A 3,899-nucleotide genomic window follows, 5' to 3' on the forward strand; every position below is an offset into this window, starting at 1 on the left:
GACGGCGGCCCCGCCGACGAGGGCCCCGACCAGCAGCACGCTCGCCGGCAGCGCGTTGGCGTAGCTCCGTGAGCGCAGCGCGGGCAGTGCCACCAGCAGCACGGCGAGCACCCAGCCCGCGGTGCCCTGCCAGCCCTCACCCGGGTCGGCCGCGAGGACGGCCGCGGCCGCGGCGAGCACGGCGCCCCCGCCGCCCGCGAGCCCGGCGAGCAGCGCGTGCGCGCGGTCGGCGCGGCGGTCGAGCGACGCGGGATCGCCCGGCCCGGCGTCCTCGGCGAGCTCGGCGGCCGACGCGGGCACCTGGGGCAGCGGGAGCCGGGCCAGCGCGATCCCGAGCCGGGGCAGCGCGGAGAGCACGACGAGACCGACGGCGCCCGCGCCGGCCGCGACCGCCGGGGCGTCCACCGTCGCGCCGCGGGCCGCGGCCAGCGCCCCCACGACCGTCGCGACCGCCCCGACCACCGTCGCGATCCCCGCGGCCGTGGCGAGCCCGACGAGGACCGCGAGCGCGGGCCGGTCGGTCCGGGCGGTCCCGAGCAGCGTCGATCCGGCCGCGACCAGGGCCAGGGCCGCGGCGAGGAGCAGGTGCGGGGCGCCCAGGCCCTGGGTGAGCGGGCCGGCCTCCGGCGTGCTCTCCGAGGGCACGGCGGCCAGGCCGCAGACAGCGGCGGCCCCCGTGGCCACGAGCCCGAGCACCGCGGCGGCGCCGGGCCGGGAGAACAGCCGCGGCGAGGACGCACCGAGCACCGCGGCGAGGACCGCGAGCAGCGCCGCCGCCCCCGCGGTGACCAGGCCGCCCGCCGTCCCGGGCCCGCGTCCGGCGGCCACCAGCGCCCCCAGGGCGACCGCGCCCGCCACCCCGGCGCCGGCCAGGCCCAACGCGTGGGCCCAGCCCTCGTCCCACGGCCGGTAGCTCGCTGGCGCCGACTCGGCGACGGCATCGACCACGTCGTCGTAGAGCGGCGCGGGTGCGGCATCGGCGCGGCGGCGCAGGACGAGCTGGTCGCCGTCGAGGACGCTCAGGTCGTCGAGGGTGCGGCGCGGATCGACCGGGGCGGCGCCCAGCGGGGCCAACGTCCACGCGGCGCCGCCGGGGCGGTCGGCGCTGCGGACGGCCCCGCCGTGCCCCGCCGGGTCCTCGCCCGCTCCGGCCCGCTCGGTCATCTCGACGAGCACCCCGAGCAACTCGGCCACCGGGACGTCGCCCGGCAGCGCGACGTCGATCCGCGTGGTGGGCGCCAGCACCGAGATCCGGGTGACCGGGACCGAGGACTCGGGGGCCGGGGAGGGGGGCGTGGGCGCGAGGGCGGAGCCGGGCGGTGTGGCTGGCGCGGCGGGGCCCGACGGCGGGCGCCCGAGCGCGGCCGGGGCGTGCCCCCGGCCGGTGCCGGTGCTCATGGACTCCCCCTCCCGGAGATCCTCTCCCGTGGCTCCCGACCGCCGCCGCAGACCGGACGACCTGCGCCGATCGTGCCCGATCGCCTGATCGGCTCCTTAGTATGGCCTCCGGAGCCGCCCCGCCGCGGGCGAACGCGCAGAGATCCGATCGTCGCGGGGAGGAGGGGCGTGGGCACGCAGGTCGTCCGACGCGGGCCACGGACGCCCGCCCCGGTGATGCCCGCCGGGGAGATCCCGCTCGAGGCGCCGCCCGCCGAGCCGCGGATCGCCCCGGTCGGGCTGCTGCAGCGGCTGCTGCCGGTGGTGATGCTGCTCGCGTCGGTGGGCTTCGTCGTGGTCATCGGGCTCGACAACCCGACGTCGTGGCTGTTCGGCGGCATGATCGCGCTGTCGACACTCGGCATGGTCGCGGGCGGTTCCTCGCGCGGCGGCGCCCAGCGCCGCGCCGAGTCCGACGCCGAGCGCGCCGACTACCTGCGCTACCTCGCCCAGATCCGGCGCCGGGCCCGCGCCGTCGCCGGGGAGCAGCGAGCCAGCCTGCAGTGGACCCACCCCGACCCGGACGCCCTGGTGACGCTGGCGCGCGGGCCGCGGACGTGGGAGCGCCGGCCGGGCGACGCGGACTTCGCGCACGTCCGGGTCGGGCGCGGCGCGCAGCGGCTCGCGACCGCCCTCGTCCCGCCCCAGACCGGGCCCGTCGAGGACCTCGAGCCGGTCACCACCGTCGCGCTGCGGCGCTTCGTGCGCACCCACTCCATCGTCGAGGCGCTCCCGACGGCGGTGTCGCTGCGGGCCTTCGCGGCCGTCGCCGTCACGGGCACGGCGGACGCGGAGCGGCGGCGCGCGGTGGTCCGGGCGCTGGTCGCCCAGCTCGTCACGTTCCACGGCCCGGACGACCTGCTGCTCGCGGTCGCGGCGCGCGGCGAGGGTCGGCGGGCCTGGGAGTGGTGCAAGTGGCTGCCCCACGTCGCGCACCCGCGCCTGGCCGACGGCGCGGGCCCGATGCGGATGATCGGCTCGTCGCTGGCGGGCGTGCAGGCGTGGCTCGCGCCGGAGCTCGCCGATCGGCCGCGGTTCACCCGGGGCGCGGCGCCGCCCGCCGGCGCCGCGCACGTCGTCGTCGTGCTCGACGACCCCGGCGGCGCCGGGCCGGACGCCGGCGACGAGGGCGACCGGGCCCTGGTCGAGGACGGGCTCGTCGGCGTCACGCTCCTCGACGTCGGTGGCGGGGCGGCCGGTGGCGGTGACGGCGCGCTCGAGGCCCTCGTGTCCCGCCGCGGCCTGCGGCTCGTGCTCGGCGACGACCCGGAGGGCGGCGAGCGGATCGGGGCGGGCAGTGCCGCGGCGCCCGGCGGGGTCGAGTGGTTCGGGCGCCCGGACGGGCTCGCCGAGGCCGAGGCCGAGGCGCTGGCCCGGCGCCTGGCGCCCTGCCGGACCCCGGGCGCGGCCCGGGACGAGGCGGGCGCGTCGACGCCGGGGCTGCTCGAGCTGCTGGGGGTCGACGGCGAGCCGGACACCTTCGACGTCGCGGGCGCCTGGCGGCCCCGCGCGGCCCGCGAGCGCCTCCGGGTGCCGTTCGGGATCGGCGAGGACGGCGAGCCGGTCGAGCTCGACCTCAAGGAGGCCGCCCAGGAGGGCATGGGCCCGCACGGGCTCTGCGTCGGCGCGACCGGCTCGGGCAAGTCGGAGCTGCTGCGCACGCTCGTCCTCGGGCTGATCACCACGCACTCGTCGGCGGCCCTCAACCTGGTGCTCGTCGACTTCAAGGGCGGCGCGACCTTCGCCGGCCCGAACGTGGGTTAACGCCGCATGTCGACGAGATGGTCCTGGACGGGCGGACGAGGATGCCGACGCCCGGACCCTGCCACGAGGTCACCGGTAATCTCCACGAGGGTCGAACACAGGCCCTGTCTACGTGCTGTCGGGTGTCTCTCGTGGGTGGCCGAGGCCGCAGCTCAGTCGTGGGATTCGAGAGGGCTCCCTCCGCCAGACCCAGGTGCGGCGCGACGCCCCCAGGTGAGCTGTCGCGCTGCCGCTCACACGGGGCGCCGTGGAGCGGTACAGTGCGTGTGCGGTCGCTCCACGGCCGTGACCCGGACACGGGGCGCCGTGCACGACACGACGTCTCGGTCAGTCCCGTTGTTCATGTGCATCCCCGACCTCGGCTTACCGGTGGGGAGGGCAGATCGCAGCGCATGTCGCTTCGGCCCTGCCCGACCAGTGCGCTCGACGTGCTGCTCCCCGTGCCCACCGCGCCGCGAACAGCGGGGAGCACGAGCATGCACACCGACCATGACGACCAGGTCCTCGTCGCCCTGCGCAACGCCGCCCGCGACCTGGCCGGGCGGCGCAGCATCCGCGACCTGGAGGAGACCCTGCGGCAGATCGTGGCCGCGGCCGTGGTCACCATCCCCGGGGTGGACGCGGGCAGCATCTCGATCACCGAGCACGGCCGGATCGCGACCCGCCACCCCACCAGCGAGGCGATCGGCAAGCTCGAC

Annotated in this window: 1 protein-coding gene and 2 pseudogenes; 2 read left to right on the forward strand and 1 reads right to left on the reverse strand. The window is 78.6% G+C overall.

Translation table 11 applies throughout. From position 1 onward, the window contains the following. A partial coding sequence (eccD, locus tag VGH76_RS23820) for a type VII secretion integral membrane protein EccD (protein WP_331559234.1) occupies positions 1 to 1,398 on the reverse strand: 1,398 nt, incomplete at its 3' end. 168 nt (positions 1,399 to 1,566) lie between these two features. On the opposite strand from eccD, the pseudogene eccCa reads away from it, so the two are divergent. Both eccCa and VGH76_RS23830 read left to right on the forward strand, forming a co-directional pair. Beyond that, positions 1,567 to 3,186 (forward strand): annotated as a pseudogene (eccCa, locus tag VGH76_RS23825) (type VII secretion protein EccCa); the annotation flags it as partial. 491 nt (positions 3,187 to 3,677) lie between these two features. Next, positions 3,678 to 3,899, forward strand: a pseudogene (locus VGH76_RS23830) (hypothetical protein); the annotation flags it as partial.

This window comes from Actinomycetospora sp. (assembly GCF_036497585.1).
GTDB lineage: Bacteria > Actinomycetota > Actinomycetes > Mycobacteriales > Pseudonocardiaceae > Actinomycetospora.